The organism is Pseudomonas psychrophila, assembly GCF_001043005.1.
Lineage (GTDB): Bacteria > Pseudomonadota > Gammaproteobacteria > Pseudomonadales > Pseudomonadaceae > Aquipseudomonas > Aquipseudomonas psychrophila.
The window spans coordinates 1-18,879 of sequence record NZ_JYKZ01000002.1 but is presented as its reverse complement, the minus strand read 5'-3'; the positions used below and the strand labels follow the sequence as shown (position 1 = coordinate 18,879).

The window sequence follows — 18,879 nt, the reverse complement described above, 5'->3', positions numbered from 1 at the left end:
TGACGAGGCACGAGATCGGATCGGGATCGGATCGGGATCGTAGCCTCATGCCAGAGCAGTGACTACACGTTCCACAGGTCAGCCTTGATGCAATACGTGAGTAAAGCATGGTCATTAATCACTTCCAGCTTATGCATCGCAGCTACTTTATGGGTGCTGACTGTTTTGACACTTCGATTCAACTGACGGGCGATATCCCCCACGCTGTTGCCGGCAACAAATAGCCGTAGCACTTCAACCTCACGGGGCGACAGTGTGGAGAAACGCTCATCGATGACTTTGGGGTTGGTTATCACTGACGTGTTCGGGGTCGATGTCCGGGTATAGGACCTACCGCTGGCCAGGGCACTAAGTGCTTTACCTATTTCTTGATAGATATGATTTTTTGCAATCACTCCCGCCACGCCCATTTCCAGCAGGCGCGAAATAATCAGCTGATTACTCTCCATCGTCAGCACAAGGATTTTCACCTCAGGGAAATGTTCGATGAGGTACTCGATGAGTTGCAGTCCATCGCCATAGGTCTCATCGCCGGGCATGTTGAAGTCGGTAATCAACAAGGCTGGTTGATGCAACCTCAACTGTTCCACCAACTGAGAAGAACTCAAGGCTTCGCCGACAAGAGTGAAACACTTATCGCGTTGAATCACTTCCCGAAGCCCCACCAGTACTACCGGGTGATCGTCGGCAATCACAACCTTTAATTCGCGCATTACCTGACTCCATATTGATGACGCCACTAAAGCGGTTATGCACAACCGAAAAGGGGGATGCCGATAAGTCGTGGCTGGAGCTATCCCCGTGATGGTTTGGAGCTATCTTCGAGCAGAAGGGTTTCAAAATCTGTGCATGACACGGCGCCGCAAATCAGGAATCCCTGAGCCTGATCACACTCAATACTACGCAAGAATGCAAGTTCTGCCTGCGTCTCGACACCTTCGGCGACGACCGTCAGGCCCAGCTTTCGGCTTAGCTCCACGAGGCTGCGCAGTGCAGAGGCCAAGTTTTCATTTTCAACACAGCCATGCACCAGCGAACGGTCAATCTTGAGTTCGCTGAAGGGTGTTGAGACCAGGTTGAAGTAGGAACTGAACCCTTTGCCGAAGTCATCCTGGGCCAAACCAAAGCCCATCATGCGCAAGCGACAGGCGCCAGCGTAGTAGTTACTGAGCTCCTCTGTGGTTGAGCTCTCCATCAATTCAAACACGATGCTGCGCGGCTCACCTCCATCGGCCATCACGTAATCGCGCAAGCGGTCAGCCAGATCATGGCTATCCAGCAAATGGGTGGGCAAGTTGATTGAAACCGGAATATCCCAACCCTGCTCTCTCCACTGTCTTTGTGCTTGCAGCGTTTGTTCCAGCATTAACCACAGTAGCCTTTCCTCCAGCCCCTGATTGATCAAGAGTGAAAGAAAATCCTTGGGCAGTAATAGTCCGACCTCGGGATGTGCCCAGCGGACCAACGCTTCAGCGCTGAGAATATTACCGTTGCGCAGAGACTTCTTGGGCTGGAACCACGCCTGGATCTGGCCGTTGTCCATGGCCATCTCGATACTGTGCGGATCGACCTCTACGCCCCGTGCGGGGTGCATGGCGCCGTTGAGACGGAAGATAGCCATTCGTTCCTTCAAACGCATAACCGCATTAACTTCGACCGGCTTGGAAATCAGGCCGACTACTGAAATACCCAGGTTTTTCGCCGCCAGGCCGGCACTGATCAACATTCGACGTGACGAGGCACTCATCAGTGCCAATGCCGGTGTTTTTTTCAGAGCAGCGATCTTCTGGATCAACTGCACGCCATCCATGCCTGGCATCAGCAAATCGCTGAGCAACAGGTCATAGTCGTTGCGAGCCAGACATTGCAAGGCACCATCGCCGTCCCAAACGGTGTCAACTGTGAAGCCCCCCACTTCATTGAATACATTCAGTAAATACTCATGCTGAAAGGGATGATCCTCAACGACCAGTACACGATAGGGATTCACTGGACCCTCCTTTAAAAGTGCTGAAGACAGTTGTATAGGGTGTGCAGCGTAAAAGGCTTGATCAAACAGTGATTCATCCCGGCGCTCAGGCAACGCTCGGAGTCATCAGGCATGGCCTTGGCCGTTGCACCGATAATCGGCTGAGTGATATTCATCGCCCGCAACCTGGTAGCCAGCTCATAACCGTTCATTCTTGGCATGTTGACGTCAGTTAAAACCAGGTCGAATGCCCCTTGCTGAAAGAGTTCAAGGGCCTCCAGACCATCACTGGCCAATGTCACGGTGCAGCCCAGTTCCTGGAGCTGATCACGCAAAATCAGCTGATTGATGACGTTGTCTTCAGCCACCAGAATGTTTAATCCAAGATTGAGTTCAACCTTGGCCACTCCGGTCTTTAAATGAGTCCCTGCACGCATACCCTGAGCCTCACACAAGGCCCGGTATACGTCCTGCAAGCTATTGAGGTCGGCGCGCCAGCAAGGGCTTTCAATCGTAAGCGGCTGCGAGTTGTCGCTGGCGGCCACCACCCGCGGTCCCGCCCAAACGGGTTCCAGCAGTTGCCGGACAGCGCCTGGGTGCAGCTCCAGCAAAACTGTATCGTCACCGGCTTCACCCTGCTTGGGCGCTCCCAAATGAGGCCGGGCGCCCCAACGCTGTAACCAGGCGCAGTAAGATTCAGCCAGTTCACGCAGTGGTGAAACCACATAAACAATGCTGGAAGATAACTCGCCGAGTGCGCCTAAGCGCGAGGGGGCCATGACCTGAACCAAGGGTAAATGCAGGGTGAAACTACTGCCCAGGCCCGGCTCGCTGACCAACCGCATGGTGCCGTTCATCAAGTGCATGAGGCGCTTGCAGATGGACAGACCCAATCCGGTACCCGCGACCACGTGTTTCGAAGACTCAACTTGATAAAAGGGCTCGAACAAGTGGGACTGTTCTTCATGGGCAATACCTTTACCGGTATCCGAAACCTGCCAGTGCAACATGACCCGCTCATCGTTGCGGCTGTCCATTTTCAGGCGCAGCACGACTTTTCCGTAGTCGGTGAACTTGAGGGCGTTGTTGAGCAGGTTGTTCAGGATCTGGCGGATACGTGAGACATCGCCACTGAGCCACTCGGGTACGGTCGAATCAATCAGGGCAAACAATTGCAGGCCCTTGGCCTGAGCAGCACCGCTGTAGCCCTGAACAACCTCCTCTATCAATTCCATCGGACTGAAGGTGTTGAGTTCCAGCTGCAATTGGCCCGCCTCAATGCGCGACACATCCAGCACGTCGCAGATCAACTGCAATAAATTGCCGGAAGAGCGCTCGATGGCTTTTAAATAGTTGTTCTGCTGATCGTTGAGATCGGTTCGCGCCAGCAATTCAAGGGTGCCTAAAACGCCATACAAAGGTGTGCGAATTTCATGGCTCATGGTCGCCAGAAATAAGGTCTTGGCTTCATTGGCCCGATCAGCCAACTGCCGGGCACGCTCCAACGTCACCTCAATTTGTTTGCGCGCACTAATGTCGCTGAACGCACAAATCAGCACGTCTTCACTTTTGTAACGTGTGGGGGTAAACGCGAGGTACAGAAGACGACCATCTTCCATTTCAATTTCATCACTGTTGCGCGTGTCGGGCTCATCGAAAGCCCGGTGAATCCAGCCATGACACAACTTCCCACGCTCACTGCTGCTACCTAGCCACTGTTGAGAAAGCGAGTTTTCCAGCACCACCGTGCCGTCTGTGCGGCGAATGACGCACAAGGCGACCGGCGCGACCTGCAGCGCAGCACGACTGAATGCCTCACTTTCAATCAGAGCCTGGATGCGGTTTTCACCCGGAGTAATCAGGCGTCGGTCGATGCGCACAATCAAATAACGCAGCCCGATACAGACGATAATCAACAACAGCACACACCCCGCCAATGGCCAGCCCAGTACGGGCAGCAAAGACTTGATGTCCACGGAATAGACTATTTGCCAGCCTGAATAACCCAGTTTTTTCCAGATCGCCAAGCTGTCGGGAAACCACCCTGAACCAATAAAGCCAAACGATTTATTGGCCTCCAGGGTGTGCAAAGAATCCACCAGGGTGGATTGCGCGGTATTAGTGAAAATGATCTGCCCCTGACCGTCCAGCAACATGAAGTCGCCAGCGCTGTCACTGCGCAATGCCTCAATAAGATCCGGCACCTCAACTTCAATGCCCAACCAGCCGGAAGACAGGTTGCGGCTATCCAGTCGTGCGAATAAATAGAACGGGGAATCCAGAACCTTGTTGTCTGTCAGCCAGAGGTCATCATCAAAGGAATACGCCTTGTCAGCCTCCTCGGCCAATCGTTTCAAGACCACCTTGGGCAGGGGGTCGAGGTCGGGCGAGGCGTCAAACAGGCGTACCACCTGGGGTTGATCGGTTGGTGGGACGTAGAGCAGATTGACTTTGCTCTCGTGCAGATAGTCCATCATCCGACGAGTCAGCCACAGGCTCCAATGGCCAGCATCGCTGCCCAGACTGATACTGATCTCTTCTTCGGGATCAACACTGCCAAGCGCTTGAGACAGAGCGGTATCAGGCACCGTTGCCAGCACCAGGCTTTTGAGCAAGGTCTGACGACTGACGAAAAAATCCTGAGCTTTGAATACCGCCTCGTTCATGACGCTGCGACGCTGGGACACTTCTTCGTTAAAAACGGAACGCAAATAAACGAACGAACCCGCAAAGACCGCTACGATCAGGCCAAAGGCAAATAAATGGAGGAGTTTTCGGGCGGCTTGAGGGGTCGATTTCATGCCGCAAGCCTGAGGCTGGGGCATGAAAAAAATAATCAGACAATTCCTGAATTCTGAAGCGCTGTAGCGATAGAGGTACTTCAAGCGTGGGAGCGAGCCTGCTCGCGAAGATCATTCGCGAGCAGGCTCGCTCCCACAGGGACCTTGACCGGGAACAGTCGTCGCCTCCTCAGGGGCGCACAGCGCTCAAGTCCATCCGCCCGTCCTTCAATGGCGGGCACCAGTAATAGCCGCCGTTAAGCGGGCGACTGTAGCGATACAGCCCGTCGATGATGCCGTCTTCCATACCGCTCATGCGACGCAGCTGAACTTCAAAAGCGTTCAAGGTGCGACCGAAGGCGACGAACATCAGGCCGGACTTGCCGTTTTCTGTCCACGGCATGGAGCGGCGCACGATAAAGGCTTCTGGCGAGAAGCTTTCTTGGGCCGTGCGTTTGACGTGGGCGAAGTCTGGAGCATCGTCCAGTTCTTCGTTGTCGCTCATGCGACGGCCCATGATGTTGTCCTGCTCTTCGGACGGCAGTGCCGCGAAGCCGTTCAGGTCGTGCTGCCACTGCTGGATGGCAACAAAGCTGCCACCGTCCAGCCCTGCGCCAGCGTTCGCAACGATAGCCGCGTCGACAGCCGCGTCATCCACCGGGTTCTCGGTGCCGTCTTCGTAACCGGTCAGGTCACGGTCGGAGCCGTAGCGGAAGCCTTCGGTCACTTGCAGCAGGTTGAAGGCAGGCGCCAGCGCCGTTTCGATGGCCTGGCTGCGATGCAGCAACTCGCCGCGATCATCACCCAGCAACCACAACCACAGGGCGTGTTGGGTCGACGGGTTTTCAACCATGGCGTTGAGTGCCGGAAACACGCGCAAGCCCGGGACTTTCGCGCCAAGTGCCAATACCAGCGGCGAGCCCAGACCCGCCACTACGCTTTTGCCGTCCACCCACGCAGACAAAACGTCCAGTGCAGCCGGCAATGCTTCTACTGACTTGAGGGCGAAAAACATATAGCGCGCCTGTGAAGGCACAGGTTTGGCAAGAATGCCTGGCTGGTAAAAACTCATAGAAACTCCTTTTGGAAAGGGAAGAGTTTACCCCTCACCAGCCTCTTTTCGGACAGCTGAGGTTATTTTTATCGCGTACAGGTCACTCGGGGCAAAACCCATCGGAAAAATCAGCTGATTGAATTACTGTGCCTCGTCAGTCGTCCTTGCTGACGACACCATAATCATAAGAAAACCGAGGTACTTCCCATGGCCGCTGAGATTGCAGACAGCCGTTCTGCCCACTTTGCCCTGCGCTGCTCGAACTGGGCCGAGCGCTGGTTCCCCGACTCGTGGGTGTTCGCCGCTGTTGCGGTGATCACGGTGGCTCTGGCCACGATGTTTATGGGCGCCAAACCCACCGATGCCGCCATGGCGTTTGGTGACGGATTCTGGAGCCTGATCCCGTTCACCATGCAAATGGCCTTCGTGGTCATTGGCGGTTATGTCGTGGCCAGTTCGCCGCCCGCCGTCAAGCTGATCGACAAACTGGCACAGGTACCGAAAAACGGTCGTCAGGCGGTGTGCTGGGTCGCGCTGATTTCAATGGTCGCTTCGTTGCTTAACTGGGGCTTGTCGCTGGTGTTTGGTGGCTTGTTGGTGCGGGCGCTGGCACGTCGCACCAACCTGCGCATGGACTATCGCGCCGCCGGGGCTGCGGCCTACCTGGGGCTTGGCGCGGTGTGGGCGCTGGGTTTGTCGTCCTCGGCAGCACAGTTACAGGCCAACCCGGCCAGCCTGCCACCGTCGATTCTTGCAATCACGGGGGTTATCCCCTTCACGGAAACGATCTTTCTTTGGCAATCAGGCGTTTTGCTGGCGGCCCTGGTCGTGGTGTCGCTCATCGTGGCCTACGCCACAGCGCCAGGCCCTGAGTCAGCCCGTGATGCTGCGGCCTGCGGCATTGATCCAAGTTTCAGTTCGCCAAAGTTGCCCCCGCGAACTCGGCCCGGTGAGTGGCTGGAATACAGCCCGCTGTTGACCATTTTGCTGGTACTGCTGGCAGCGGGCTGGTTGTTCCATGAGTTTTCAACCAAACCTGCGATCAGCGCCATCTCCGGGCTCAACACTTACAACTTTCTGTTTTTGATGCTCGGGGCTCTGCTTCACTGGCGTCCGCGCAGTTTTCTGAATGCCGTGACCAGCGCCGTGCCGACCACCACCGGGGTGATGATTCAGTTCCCGCTGTACGGTTCGATTGCGGCGCTGATGACAGTGGTCAAGGGAACTGACGGGCAAACCCTGGCCCATCACATTTCGACGTTTTTCGTACAGATCGCATCCCACGATACTTATGCATTACTGATGGGCGTGTATTCGGCGATTCTGGGGTTTTTCATTCCGTCGGGCGGCGGCAAGTGGATTATCGAAGCGCCCTATGTGATGCAAGTGGCCAATGATCTGGAGTACCACCTGGGTTGGGCTGTACAGATTTACAACGCAGCCGAAGCGCTGCCGAACCTGATCAATCCGTTTTACATGCTGCCACTGTTGGGCGTGCTGGGACTCAAAGCGCGGGATTTGATCGGCTTTTCGTTTGTGCAGTTGCTGGTGCACACGCCGCTGGTGCTGTTTTTGCTGTGGGCGCTGGGGACTACCCTTACGTATACGCCGCCAGTGATGCCGTAAGCGAACCCGCAACCAAATGTGGGAGCGGGCTTGCTCGCGATTCAGGCGGCGCGGTAATGCAGGAAAACCGCGTCGATACCATCGCGAGCAAACCCGCTCCCACGGGTTATGCATGCAACCTCAGATCGAGCCCAGTGGACGCAGACGATACTGCGGCGGCAACTGGTCAAGGCCACTGATGGTGGTGTTCAGGCTCTTCCAGCGACCGTCCTTGATCCCGTAAATACAGCCGTGAACCGACAGCTTCTGCCCGCGATGCCAGGCATTTTGCACAATGTTGGTGTGACCCACGTTGGCCACTTGCTGGATCACGTTCAACTCGCACAAACGGTCTACCCGCTCTTCCTCGGTTGGCAGCAACGCCAGCACTTCGCGATTTTCGTAATACAGGTCGCGAATGGAACGCAGCCAACCATCGATCAGGCCCAGTTGCTGGTCCTTCATGGAGGCGCGTACGCCGCCACAGCCATAGTGGCCGGTGACCAGAATGTGTTTGACCTTCAACACATCGACCGCGTACTGGATCACTGACAGACAGTTCAAGTCAGTGTGCAGCACAACATTGGCCACGTTACGGTGCACAAAGAGATCGCCGGGCAACATGCCGACAATTTCGTTGGCCGGTACACGGGCATCCGAACAACCAATCCACAGGTATTCAGGCGTTTGCTGGCGAGCCAGCTTGGCGAAGAAGTCAGGATCTTCCTGCTTGATCGCATCGGCCCAGCGCTCGTTGTTATCAATCAGATCTTGTAGTTCGTTCATGCTGTGAAGCCTCAAGAGTTGATGCGCTGCTTTGACAACCGACCTGCAGTCGGGGTCACGTAGATCATCAATGTCATTCCGGCGGTCGGCCGGGTGGAATCTTCAACAATGGCTACAGTCATCGTATTAAGGCCCCATATTATGAGGAATTACCATGACTGATTCACGCCGCCCTTACGGGGCACCGCAACCCGCGCCTATAGACGATATAGAAGACGCCATGGGCTCAGTCGAGCCACTGAATTTTGATGATGACGACACGTACGAGCCCATCAGTGATCTGTTTATCGACGATGAAAAAGTCAAACACAGGGCGGTGCTGGATGATGAGCTGGAGTTGGGTTTGAATGAAGACGATCTTGAGCAGGAGATGCTCATCCGCGAAGACGGTGCCCGCGATGCCAAGGAAGCCGCCCAGAGCCCAAACGGTGCTGCTGATTGGGATCTGAGCCTGGTCGATGAAAACGACATCGGTGCGGGAAAAGGGCTGGACGAGGCCGAAATGGCAGAAATCGATCCGGTGGGACGCAAGCGTTGAACGGTAAACCCTGTGGGAGCGGGCTTGCTCGCGATCGGATCAACACGGTTTGCCTGATAAACCGCAGCGCCTGCATCGCGAGCAAGCCCGCTCCCACATAACGACTTTTCGCCGTCAGTCGACCAGGGTGCAGGCCATCACCACCGCATCTTCACGCCCCCCTACCGCAGGGTAGTAGTCGCGGCGGCGGCCGATTTCGTTGAAGCCGTAGCGCTCGTATAACTTGAACGCCGCCGTGTTGCTGTCGCGCAGTTCGAGGAAGCACTCGCGCGCCTCATGTTTGTAGGCAATCGACATCAGGTGCTCGAGCAGTTTGAGCCCCAGACCACGGCCCTGGCTCTCGGGCTTGACGGTGATGTTCAGCAAATGAGCTTCGTCGAGGATGATTTGCACCACGCCATGCCCTACTTGCTGCTCACCTTCAAACATCAGCCAGATGTGGTACTTGCCCAGGCCGTCGAGAAAAATACCGCGGGTCCAGGGATGGCTGAAGGCGGCATATTCAATTTTCAGTACGGCATCAAGGTCCGCTTCGGTCATCGGGCGGAAAGTTACGGCATCACTCATCGTTTTGTTTCCAGCGCGCCATTAGCTGGCGCATGGCTTGCCACACATCCGCTTTGCGTTGTGGCTCATCCATTAAGAGTTCAAGGCCCGGCAACGCCCATGCGCAGCCCAGCCCTTCGATTTGGAGTTGGCTGTTGAACGCGTGTGCATCGGTCTCACCGGCAAAGCGCACGGCCGGCAGGCCTATCAGCCACAAGCATGCACATTCGGCCTCTTCGAGGCGGGCCATGACAAAACCCTGTACGAACTCACGTGCGGCCTCAGGCCCCTGATCGACATTGCCACGGCGCAGCAACGGCCAACGCACCGGCTCGCCAATGATCTGCGGGCTATCGGGCAGCCCGGCTGCGCGCAGCATGTCCTTCAACAATAAATAGGCCGGGTCACGACTCTGGAATGCACTGCCTGTGGGTAACTCCACCAGCACCAGGCATCGCCCGGCACGCAGCAACTGCAAGGCAAAACGTGGCGGTGGCAGTTGCACGACCTTGGCCGGTACGGGCGCCGATTCGGCTTCAACCACAGGTTTGCTGACAGGCCGGGGCACTTCGATTTTTGGACGCTCAGCAGGTTTGCCCGGTGCGACCGCAGCCTTGACCACAGGCCGCGTGATGACTGGCTCGGCGGGTGGTTCAGGAAGTACCAGCAGCTCTGGCCGCGAAGGTGCGGCAAACGGCAGTTCGGTGCGCGGCAACCAACTGACCACTTGCATGGCAGTTAAAAAAGCGCGGCGGCGGGACTCGTTCAACAAGGGTCGGCCATCTGTGGATAACTAAAGAGGGGGGATTCTACCGCCCTTCTGCCCTTCCCGCCTGCAGTTGATCCGCCAAGTGATGACTCGACCGCACGTTGCAGTACAATCGCGGCCTTTCATTGCCAATTGACTGGCCATCCCATGATCGAACCCAAGCGCGTTTTACGTGCCCTCGCCGAGCACTGGGCACTCCTTGAGCCTTTGTGTGAACACTTCGACCAAGGCACCTTGAGCCTGAACGAATTGCGTCTGCAACTGGCCGCTCATCAGGTGGACAGCACACCTCAAGATATCACCAGCGTGCTCGACAGCTGGATCCGTCTGGACATTCTGGTGCCGGTCGCAAAAAGCCCGAACCGCTTCGAGCTCAACGCCCAAATTCACGACTTTCTAGCGTATCTGAGGCACGAGCATCGCCTTGGGCTGTGCCTTGAAATCGAAGCTTACCTGCGCCATCTGGAGCGCTTGGCGGGCTATATCCAGGATGCGTTCGACATCCGTGACGGCCATGACCTGGCTCGCCAGCTGCGCCTGCTCGACATGCGGGTACGTGATGTACTGAAGAAGCTGGCGAACGATGAGCAAGCATTGGTGGCCGTAGCCGAGCGGGCCAAGACCAGCGACCGGCAAATCCCGCTGCGCCAGCGCTATGCCGAAGTTCTGGCTACGTGGGACGAATACGTCGAGCCCATGATTCAACTGGTCAACGCCGATGGTGCCTTCGAGCAGGGCGTGCGCAAGGTCGAGATCGTGCTGCTGCGCATGCTCAGCGAGCAACAGCGCCTTGGCCATCTGGTGGACGACGACATGCTGTTGCGCACCCATGCGCGCATCCTCGAAATGCAAACCAGCGCCCAGATGACCCTGCGCCATGCCCGCGAGCTGCTGCTGCCGCTGCGTGAAGAAGCCCGCCGGCACAATGCCGTGACCCGCGGCGCGGCGCTGGCACTGGCAGCCATCCGGCGCAAGGGGCTGGACGCGGTGCCGCAAGCCTCGATGCCGATGTTCACTCGCCCCCAAAGCACCTTTTTGGGCAGTGCAAGTCAGGTTGAGGCTTATGTGTATGCCCTGGCCCGCTTCGAGCCCAAACCCGCGAAATTTCCCAAGGCTCATAAAGTCCACCGGGGCGAGACACCCAAGGCCCCGCGCACGGTCAAGGAAATGCTCGAGCGCTGCAGCGACGCGCTGCCAATGCCGGACTTGATGACCTGGCTACTGGCACAAGAGCCGGACGGCGGCACCGACGAATTGTTGTATTGGTTCTCCCGCCTGTCCCGCGAAAAACGCTTCGTGCGCGAGCGCCTTGAGCGCCGCGATTACCACACCCAAGAACACCTGGTCAGCCTGCGCTCATTCGCTTTGCTTTCTCACTGCGAAGATGCGACCCAGACATCTGCGAGCCCCCTGCATGCATCTTGATCTTTCTGAACTGTCCCAGCTGGCACCGATTTTTCGTGAATTGTTCAAGGGCTATCACGTCAGCCGCCGGGACCCGGAGCTGTACGCACAACTGTCGAACTTTCAGGATCAATACCGCACGCTGTTTAAAGCGCTGGGCTTTGAGTTGGTGTGTGATACCCGCGGCTTCTATTACTTCGTGCCCGACACCGCCACCGCGCAAGTCAACAAGACCGCACAGCGCCTGGCGCTCTTCACCTTCATCATCGTCGAGCATCTGGCCGATCAGGGCCGCGACCCGATTGCCGTGCTCGACGGTGGCAGCCTGGGCCGCGACGAGTTGCCCGCCTTGCTGGAAAAGTACCGCGACCTGTTTGTGCAGGCCGAAGTCACCACCCATGAAGAGCTGGAAGAAAAGATCATGCGCCGCATGACCCAGCTCGGTTTTGCCAGTGAAGAACCCGGTATCTATCGTTTTCTGCCACCGATGCACCGGTTTCTGGATGTGTGCCTGTCGGTGCAGCAAGATCGTGATCTCGCCGCCAGCCTGCACAGCATCTTGCCTTTGCCGACACCGGTTCTGGTCGATGACGACATTGACGACGAAGCGGCTCTGGCCCGCGCCATCGCGGATGAACAACAGGAGATGGACGCATGAGCCAGGAACGCTACGGCATTCGCCGCTTTGCTTTGTTGAACACGGCCGGTTACAGCCTGGGCCTGTTCCCGCTGGAACACCCGCTGTCGGTATACGGGGCAAACAACCTCGGTAAATCGGCATCGATCAACGCTTTGCAGTTCCCGATTCTGGCACGCATGTCAGACATGAGCTTCGGCAAGTACAGCCTTGAGCAATCGCGGCGCTTCTACTTTGCCTCTGATACCAGCTATATCCTGGTAGAAGTCTCCCTGCCCCACGGTCCCCATGTGATCGGCGTGGTCGGACGCGGGCCCGGCGGCGGCTTTGGCCACCAGTTTTTCGCCTATGCGGGCAAGCTGGATCTGGCGCATTACCAAAAAGACGATACCTGCCTGCGCCAAAAAGAACTGTTCAATAACCTTGAGCGTAATGGCCTCAAAGCCTACGAACTCAAGCCCGATGAACTGCGTCGTTTGCTGGTGGGTGGGCATACGTCGATCCCGCTGGATCTGACACTGATACCGCTGCGCTCTACCAGCGAACAGAGCCTCAAAACGTTCCGTGCACTGTTTATCAACCTGCTGCATATGCGCGAAATCACCGCTGCCAAGCTCAAGCAGCTGTTTCTCGATGCATTCGAACACAGCCTGCGCTCGGGTAGCGTTGATTACATCGCCGCATGTGAAGAGGCTTTCCGCGATGTACGACGCATGGAGCAAGACTACAACGCACTGGTCGGCGCCGGGCCATTGGTTGAGTCCTTGGCTGCCGGTGTTCGCCAGCGTGACCTGTTGCGCGGCAAGCTGCATCGTCTGTCGCCGCTGCTCGACTCGTTGCTTGGCACATGGCAGGACTACGCCGGGGCTCGCAAGGAAGAGCTGCTGATTCAGTCCGAGCACTACCGCAACGAACAGGACGCCCTGCAAAACGATCAGCGCAGCAGCACCCAGGAGTTGATGCGCCTTGAGCGAGAAATCGCCAGCGCTCAGCGCTGGCTCGGCGAGCTGTCGGTACTCAAGCATCGCTTCGCCCTGGTTGACGATGTGAAGGTGCTGGAGCAGCAACTGCTGAGCGCCAAGGATGCCCATGACGAACTGGCAGGAGCGTTGGCGCAATCACGTCAGTTCAGTGCAGAGGATCTTGACGAGCGTCTGCGTGAACTGGAAAAACGCCTCAAGTCCGTCAAGCAGCAACTCGATCACGCCGACAACAACAGTTATGCCCGCCTGCGCGAAGAGTTTTCGCAGCAAGATGTAGAGCGCCTGATGCGTCTGTTCAACAGCGCCCTGTTCAGCTTGCCGTTGGGTGAGCACGGAATTGCGCTGGATGACAATGATGCCTGGGTCAAGTCGCTGGAGCTGATCCTGGACGGCTTTAAAGGCGAGCGTTTTGAAGCGCCGGGGCTCTCCATCGACCTCAGCCACATTGAGCCCCCTGCCCTGCAGGCGCTGGCTGACCGTGCAGCCTTGCGCGAGCAGAAAGAGCGTCTGGAGAAAGAACTCAAGCAACTGAAAACCCAGCAAGCCGTCACATCAGATCGCGCTGCGAGCAAAACCGAAGCCGAATCGTTGTATCAACAAGTGCTGGATGCCCAAAAGGCCCTGGAAGATTTCCGCCGCAGCCAGACGCTAAGTGCCGAGGAAGGCGACAAACTAGAGCAACTGGCCCAGGCCGAAGCCGCGCAAGACGAGTTGAAGCGTTCCAGCGATGCCTTTACCGAGCGCGTGCAGCAATTGTCCGCCAAGTTGCAGTTGGTCGGTCGCCAGATCGGTGACATGGAAGCCAAGCAGCGCACGCTGGATGACAGCTTGCGTCGACGTCAGTTGTTGCCCGCTGACTTGCCATTCGGTACGCCGTTCATGGACCCGGTCGATGACTCAATGGACAACCTGCTGCCATTGCTCAATGACTATCAGGACAGCTGGCAGGGCTTGTTGCGCTGCGATGGGCAAATTGAAGCCCTGTACGCTCAGGTACGCTTGAAAGGCGTGGCCAAGTTCGACAGCGAAGACGATATGGAGCGGCGTCTGCAGCTGTTGATCAATGCTTACGCACACCGCACCGAAGAAGCCCTGACGCTGGGCAAGGCGCGCCGGGCGGCAGTGACTGACATCGCCCGTACGCTGCGCAACATCCGCAGCGACTACGACAGCCTTGAGCATCAACTGGCGCTGTTCAACCGCGAGATCAATAAACGCCAGGTGTCCAACCTCAAGAGTTTCCGCATCGTGCTGGCGCCCAACAAGGAGGCGCTCAAGCATATCGATCAGATTATCCACAGCGCCGGTCAGTACGAAGAAGGCGAAACCCTGTCGGTGTTCGACCTCAGCCAGAGCGCCGATCAGGACAACAAGAACGAAGAAGCCAAGGAGTACCTGGCACGACTGGTGGCTGCAAACCACAACCAGTTGGGGCTCAAGGATTTGTTCGAGCTGGCATTCGAGATCACCAAGGTCAATGGCCAACCGGTGATCCATACCGATATCGACGGTGCAGCGTCCAACGGTACGACCATGACGATCAAGGCGCTGACCAACATGTATTTGTTGCTGCACTTGATGGACCGCGATCAGGCCGGGCGTATCCGCTTGCCGTACTACCTGGACGAAGCGGCGGATATCGACGAGAAAAACCAGACCGCACTGCTGGAGACCAGTTTACAGCTGGGGTTTGTGCCGATTCTGGCCAGCGTGAAACCCCAGGTCTGCGCTCATGTGGCGATCGACCTTGAGGGCGGCAGCGGGCCTAACGGGATTTACATCGATGAAGACGACTGGAAGTACATTCGTCGGCATGACGAGGTGAAGCCTGACGCAGTTACGGCTGTACAAGAGCCTGAGCTGGATGAAGTCTGAGGCTGGATCCTGAGCATAAAAAAAACCGCGATCAATGATCGCGGTTTTTTTTACGCTTATTTACCTAGCTGGATCTTCGGCGCCCATTGCAGCCACTCGTCTTCAAACTTGTCGAAGAGCGGGAAGGTTTGCTCGGGGCGGGCCTGATTACCCATTTTGTCGCCATCCGGCGTAGCAAAGGCAATGCCGCCCTGGACCAAGGTTTCCAGCGACTCGGTGCGAATCGTTGCACCTTTGAACAAGCCAAAGTCGACACCAAAACCGCTGGTGTTCCAGAAGCGGCTGCCGGTGCGCACCAATGGCGCGTAACGAGGCTCGATCAGGATATGCACCAATACGCGATCGGCGGTGTTACCCAGTTCATACCCCGTCACCTTGCCCACGGTGACTTCACGGTAGGTCACGGGCACACCCTCTTTGAGCGAGCCACGACGGGCAGCACTCAATACAAGGCTTAACCCGGCCTGAGAAACAGCGGCATCCGGTGCTTGTTCCAGAGCGACAAAGCTGGTCTGACGACCCAGTTGCTTGGTCGCAGGCTGCACTTCAAGGTATTGGCCAGTGACCAGGGTTTCGAGGTTGGCTGTTTTCATCAGCCCCAGTTCTGGCTTGACCACCCAGAATTGGCTACCAACCCGTGCAATACGCTCAGGGACTTCGGTAATACGCGCCTTGAGCATGACCGATTGCAGGTCCTGGCTCAGGTCGACGCTTTCAATCTTGCCAACATCCAGCCCCTTGAAGCGAATAGGCGTGCCCTCACGCAGTCCATCGGCACGAGCCACTTTGATCGTAACGGCGACACCTTGTTGCATCGCGGCATCGCGGTCAGTAAACAGGCGGAAGCGCGGGATGCGTTTTTGCAGAGGCGCCGTGGCTTCTGGGGTTTCAAAAGCAATCCCGCCGGCCATCAGGCTTTGCAGGGACTCACTCTTGACCTGTATTCCCCCAGTCAGGCCACCGGTCAGCGTGATACCGCTAGCATTCCAGAAGCGGGTCGAGGCGTTGACCAGGTTTTCGTATTCCTTCTCGATATGTACGCCAATCACTAACTGCTTTTTAGTACGCGAGAACTGATAGCTCTGAACTGAACCGACTTTGACCTGCTTGTATAGAATCGGGCTACCGACATCCAGTGAGCCCAGGTTCTCGGTGAAGAGCACCATGTGCAGGCCCGGCGAACGCAGATCCAGCGGTGGTGCCTTGGGCCGTGCAACAAATTCACGTTCAGGGGTACTGCCCTTGTCACCCGGGCGAATGGCGATGTAGTTGCCTTTTACCAACGCTTCCAGCCCGGTAATACCGGCCAGAGAGATCGATGGCTTGACCACCCAGAACTGAGTCCCTTGCACCAGATAGTCTTCGGCCAACGGGTCGAGGGTCAACTCGGCGCTAGCGCTGGTAAGGTCCGGATCGACCTTGAGGCCCTTGAGGCTGCCGACCTGTATGCCTTTGTACATGACAGGTGTGCGACCCGCCTGCAGGCCCTCAAAGTCGCTGAGCTTAACTTTGACCTTGATACCGGCCTGTGCGGCATCAAAGTCCTCATAGAGCCGGAACGGCAGATTGGAGTCGGTAGGCGGGCTGTCTTTACGGTTTTCAGGAGTAGCGAACGCAATACCACCCGCTACGATGCTGGCAAGGGATTCGCTGCGCAGCTTCACACCTGACAGGTTGGCGTCGATGCTGATGCCACTGGCATTCCAGAAACGCGTGTGTTTGCGCACCAGATTGGCGTAGGTAGGCTCGATAAAGACTTTGATTTCGACCGTGCTCTGGTCTTCCGAGAGCACGTAGCTTTTGATCTGGCCGACCTGGATTTGCTTATAGAAAACCGGGCTGCCACGGTTCAGCGAGCCGAGACGGTCAGCCTTGAGGGTCAGGTGAAGGCCGGGCACGGCATCTGACAGGGGCGGCTCTTGCGACAGTGCCTTGAACTTGCGCGCTGGCTCTCCATCGGAAGGACTCACGGCAATGTAGTTACCCGAGACCAGGGTTTCGAGCCCCGTGATACCGGCCAATGACACGCTGGGTTTGACCAGCCAGAAGCGGGTATTGGTCTTGAGGTACTGTTCTACGTCCTTGTCCATCTCGACGGTAGCAATGACACCCTTGTTGGGGCCATCCTCATCCAGAGCCAGGGTTTTGACCTTGCCCACAGGCATGCCTTTGTAGACCACTTCGGTCTTGTTGGCGACGATGCCTTCGCCACTTTCAAAGCGCACTTGAATATCGATGCCGGTTTGGCTGTAGGCACGCCACCCCAGCCAGCCACCAATGATCAGGGCAATAAGCGGGAGGATCCAGATCGCCGACCAGTTCGAAGCCGGGCGGGTTTTAGCGGTAGGCAAGTCACTCATGGTCGTCGTCCGACTCCGTGTTATCCCAAATCAGTCGGGGATCAAAAGTTACAGCTGCAAGCATCGTTAGCACCACCACACTGGCAAATGCCACCGCACCAAGATTGGCCTCGATGCTGGCTATGCGTCCAAAGTTCACCACGGCCACCAAAATGGCAATGACGAAAATATCCAACATTGACCAACGGCCAATAAACTCAATAAAACGATACATGATGATGCGTTGCCGTGCAGACAGCGGCTGATGACGCTGAACTGAAAACAACAGCAAGGCAATGCCGACCAGCTTGAAAGTGGGAACCAGAATGCTTGCCACAAATACGACGGCCGCAATCGGGATCATGCCGTGCTGCACCAGTTCGATAACGCCTGCCATGATAGTACTCGGCGAGCCTTGGCCCAATGAGTTGACCGTCATGATCGGCAGCAGGTTAGCCGGAATATAGAGAATGGCCGAGGTCAGCAGTAATGCCCAGGTGCGCATCAGGCTGTCAGGGCGACGCGCATGGACCAGTGCCCCGCAGCGAGTACAGGTCTGTTCGTCAGTGTCGGGATCTTGCCTGTTGAGTTCGTGGCACTCGCCACAGATCAAGATGCCCGCATCAATCGCCCGCATGAACATCCTCCCCGGACAGTGCTTGCCAAATCTGGTGAGGCGACATCACAACCTCCAGCCAAACCTGTACCAGCAATAGACTCACAAAACAGACCAGACCCAGGCCAAGGCTCAACTCTGCCAGATCGGCCAGTTTCACAATCGCCACCAGCACCCCCATCAGGTACACCTCAAGCATGCCCCAGTCACGCAGGTGATGATAAATACGGTAGATGAGTAACCCGTAGCTGCGACCTATATTCCATCGAATGCTGAGTAGCACGGCGAGCTGGCAGAGCAACTTGAGTAGCGGAATTCCCATACTGCACAGGAACACCACAACCGCTATGCCCTGCATGCCGGTGTTGAATAAACCAAGCACGCCACTCCAGACCGTGTCTTGCGACGCCTGGCCCAAGAGGTTGAGTTGCATGATGGGTAAAAAGTTCGCAGGTATGTAGAGCAACAAGGCGGCGATCACAAGCGCAAGGCTGCGTTCAACCACCTTGTACCTGTGTGCATAGAGTTCGTAACCGCAGCGCGGGCATTGGGCTTTCTCACCGAGAGCAAGATGCGGCTTGCGCATCAACAGATCGCACTCATGACAGGCCACCAACTCGTCCAGCGGTAATTCTGACACCCTGCGGGGGTCAACCGGATCTGGCATATAGGGAGTCTCTGGCTCAGAAATTGACTGAGTCTATTCTAGTGCGCGGACTACAAAATAACTGTGCATATTTGTAGGACTTTAGCTGTAGCCGATCTGAAGAGCGGCCTCGCCTGGTTTGGCGCGTGCCACACCTTTTCTCGCCACAAAAACAAACCCCCTGTCTGCGTTAGCAGACAGGGGGTTTGGAATTTAATCTTGACGATGACCTACTCTCACATGGGGAAACCCCACACTACCATCGGCGATGCATCGTTTCACTGCTGAGTTCGGGATGGGATCAGGTGGTTCCAATGCTCTATGGTCGTCAA

General features: G+C 56.7%; 15 protein-coding genes and 1 rRNA gene. 5 read left to right on the top strand and 11 right to left on the bottom strand.

Going from position 1 to position 18,879, the window contains the following annotated elements; genetic code table 11:
- Positions 1–62: 62 nt before the first annotated feature.
- From TU76_RS06140 to TU76_RS06125, 4 genes are all read right to left on the bottom strand, one after another.
- Positions 63–713: a response regulator gene (locus TU76_RS06140; RefSeq protein ID WP_048351281.1), complete on the bottom strand. Its 651-nt coding sequence runs from the start codon at positions 711–713 to the stop codon at positions 63–65.
- An 80-nt stretch (positions 714–793) separates the two neighbouring features.
- On the bottom strand, positions 794–1,990 hold the full coding sequence (gene pvrR / locus TU76_RS06135) for a response regulator cyclic di-GMP phosphodiesterase PvrR (protein ID WP_048351280.1): 1,197 nt from the start codon (positions 1,988–1,990) through the stop codon (positions 794–796).
- 11 nt (positions 1,991–2,001) lie between these two features.
- Positions 2,002–4,770, bottom strand: a complete 2,769-nt coding sequence (locus TU76_RS06130; RefSeq protein WP_151121068.1) for an ATP-binding protein — start codon at positions 4,768–4,770, stop codon at positions 2,002–2,004.
- Between the two features lie 169 nt (positions 4,771–4,939).
- Positions 4,940–5,821, bottom strand: a complete 882-nt coding sequence (locus tag TU76_RS06125) for a Dyp-type peroxidase (protein WP_048351279.1) — start codon at positions 5,819–5,821, stop codon at positions 4,940–4,942.
- 189 nt (positions 5,822–6,010) lie between these two features.
- On the opposite strand from TU76_RS06125, the gene TU76_RS06120 reads away from it, so the two are divergent.
- On the top strand, positions 6,011–7,429 hold the full coding sequence (locus TU76_RS06120) for a short-chain fatty acid transporter (RefSeq protein WP_048351278.1): 1,419 nt from the start codon (positions 6,011–6,013) through the stop codon (positions 7,427–7,429).
- Positions 7,430–7,549: 120 nt separating this feature from the next.
- Here the strand turns inward: TU76_RS06120 and can are convergent, their stop codons facing one another.
- Entirely contained in the window at positions 7,550–8,194 is a 645-nt protein-coding gene (can, locus tag TU76_RS06115) for a carbonate dehydratase (protein WP_019825187.1), read from the bottom strand.
- Positions 8,195–8,348: 154 nt separating this feature from the next.
- Between can and TU76_RS06110 the strand changes: the two genes are divergently transcribed.
- A complete protein-coding gene (locus tag TU76_RS06110; RefSeq protein WP_037032146.1) occupies positions 8,349–8,732 on the top strand; it encodes a hypothetical protein in 384 nt (127 codons plus the stop codon).
- A 114-nt stretch (positions 8,733–8,846) separates the two neighbouring features.
- Here the strand turns inward: TU76_RS06110 and rimI are convergent, their stop codons facing one another.
- Positions 8,847–9,299: a ribosomal protein S18-alanine N-acetyltransferase gene (gene rimI / locus TU76_RS06105; RefSeq protein ID WP_019825191.1), complete on the bottom strand. Its 453-nt coding sequence runs from the start codon at positions 9,297–9,299 to the stop codon at positions 8,847–8,849.
- On the bottom strand, positions 9,292–10,050 hold the full coding sequence (locus TU76_RS06100) for a hypothetical protein (RefSeq protein WP_048351277.1): 759 nt from the start codon (positions 10,048–10,050) through the stop codon (positions 9,292–9,294). Before TU76_RS06100 ends, rimI begins: the two co-directional genes overlap by 8 nt.
- A 144-nt stretch (positions 10,051–10,194) precedes the next feature.
- Between TU76_RS06100 and mksB the strand changes: the two genes are divergently transcribed.
- From mksB to mksF, 3 genes are read left to right on the top strand one after another with little or no spacing between them, the layout of a single operon-like run.
- A complete protein-coding gene (mksB, locus tag TU76_RS06095) occupies positions 10,195–11,472 on the top strand; it encodes an Mks condensin complex protein MksB (RefSeq protein WP_046809077.1) in 1,278 nt (425 codons plus the stop codon).
- Positions 11,462–12,109 carry an Mks condensin complex protein MksE gene (gene mksE, locus TU76_RS06090; RefSeq protein WP_046809076.1) on the top strand — a complete coding sequence of 216 codons (648 nt, stop codon included), beginning with the start codon at positions 11,462–11,464 and terminating at the stop codon, positions 12,107–12,109. The genes mksB and mksE overlap by 11 nt, the downstream gene beginning before the upstream one ends.
- Entirely contained in the window at positions 12,106–14,946 is a 2,841-nt protein-coding gene (mksF, locus tag TU76_RS06085; protein ID WP_019825198.1) for an Mks condensin complex protein MksF, read from the top strand. The genes mksE and mksF overlap by 4 nt, the downstream gene beginning before the upstream one ends.
- Before the next feature lie 56 nt (positions 14,947–15,002).
- Here mksF and TU76_RS06080 read toward each other — a convergent pair whose 3' ends face one another.
- The 4 genes from TU76_RS06080 to rrf form a co-directional block, all read right to left on the bottom strand.
- Positions 15,003–17,306 (bottom strand): PqiB family protein, encoded by a 2,304-nt coding sequence (locus TU76_RS06080; RefSeq protein WP_019825200.1) that lies wholly within the window; start codon positions 17,304–17,306, stop codon positions 15,003–15,005.
- Positions 17,299–17,922: a paraquat-inducible protein A gene (locus tag TU76_RS06075; RefSeq protein WP_019825202.1), complete on the bottom strand. Its 624-nt coding sequence runs from the start codon at positions 17,920–17,922 to the stop codon at positions 17,299–17,301. Before TU76_RS06075 ends, TU76_RS06080 begins: the two co-directional genes overlap by 8 nt.
- The gene (locus TU76_RS06070; RefSeq protein WP_046809075.1) at positions 17,909–18,568 is read right to left on the bottom strand and encodes a paraquat-inducible protein A; all 660 of its coding nucleotides are present in this window, start codon (positions 18,566–18,568) and stop codon (positions 17,909–17,911) included. Before TU76_RS06070 ends, TU76_RS06075 begins: the two co-directional genes overlap by 14 nt.
- A 196-nt stretch (positions 18,569–18,764) precedes the next feature.
- Positions 18,765–18,879 (bottom strand): 5S ribosomal RNA (gene rrf / locus TU76_RS06065).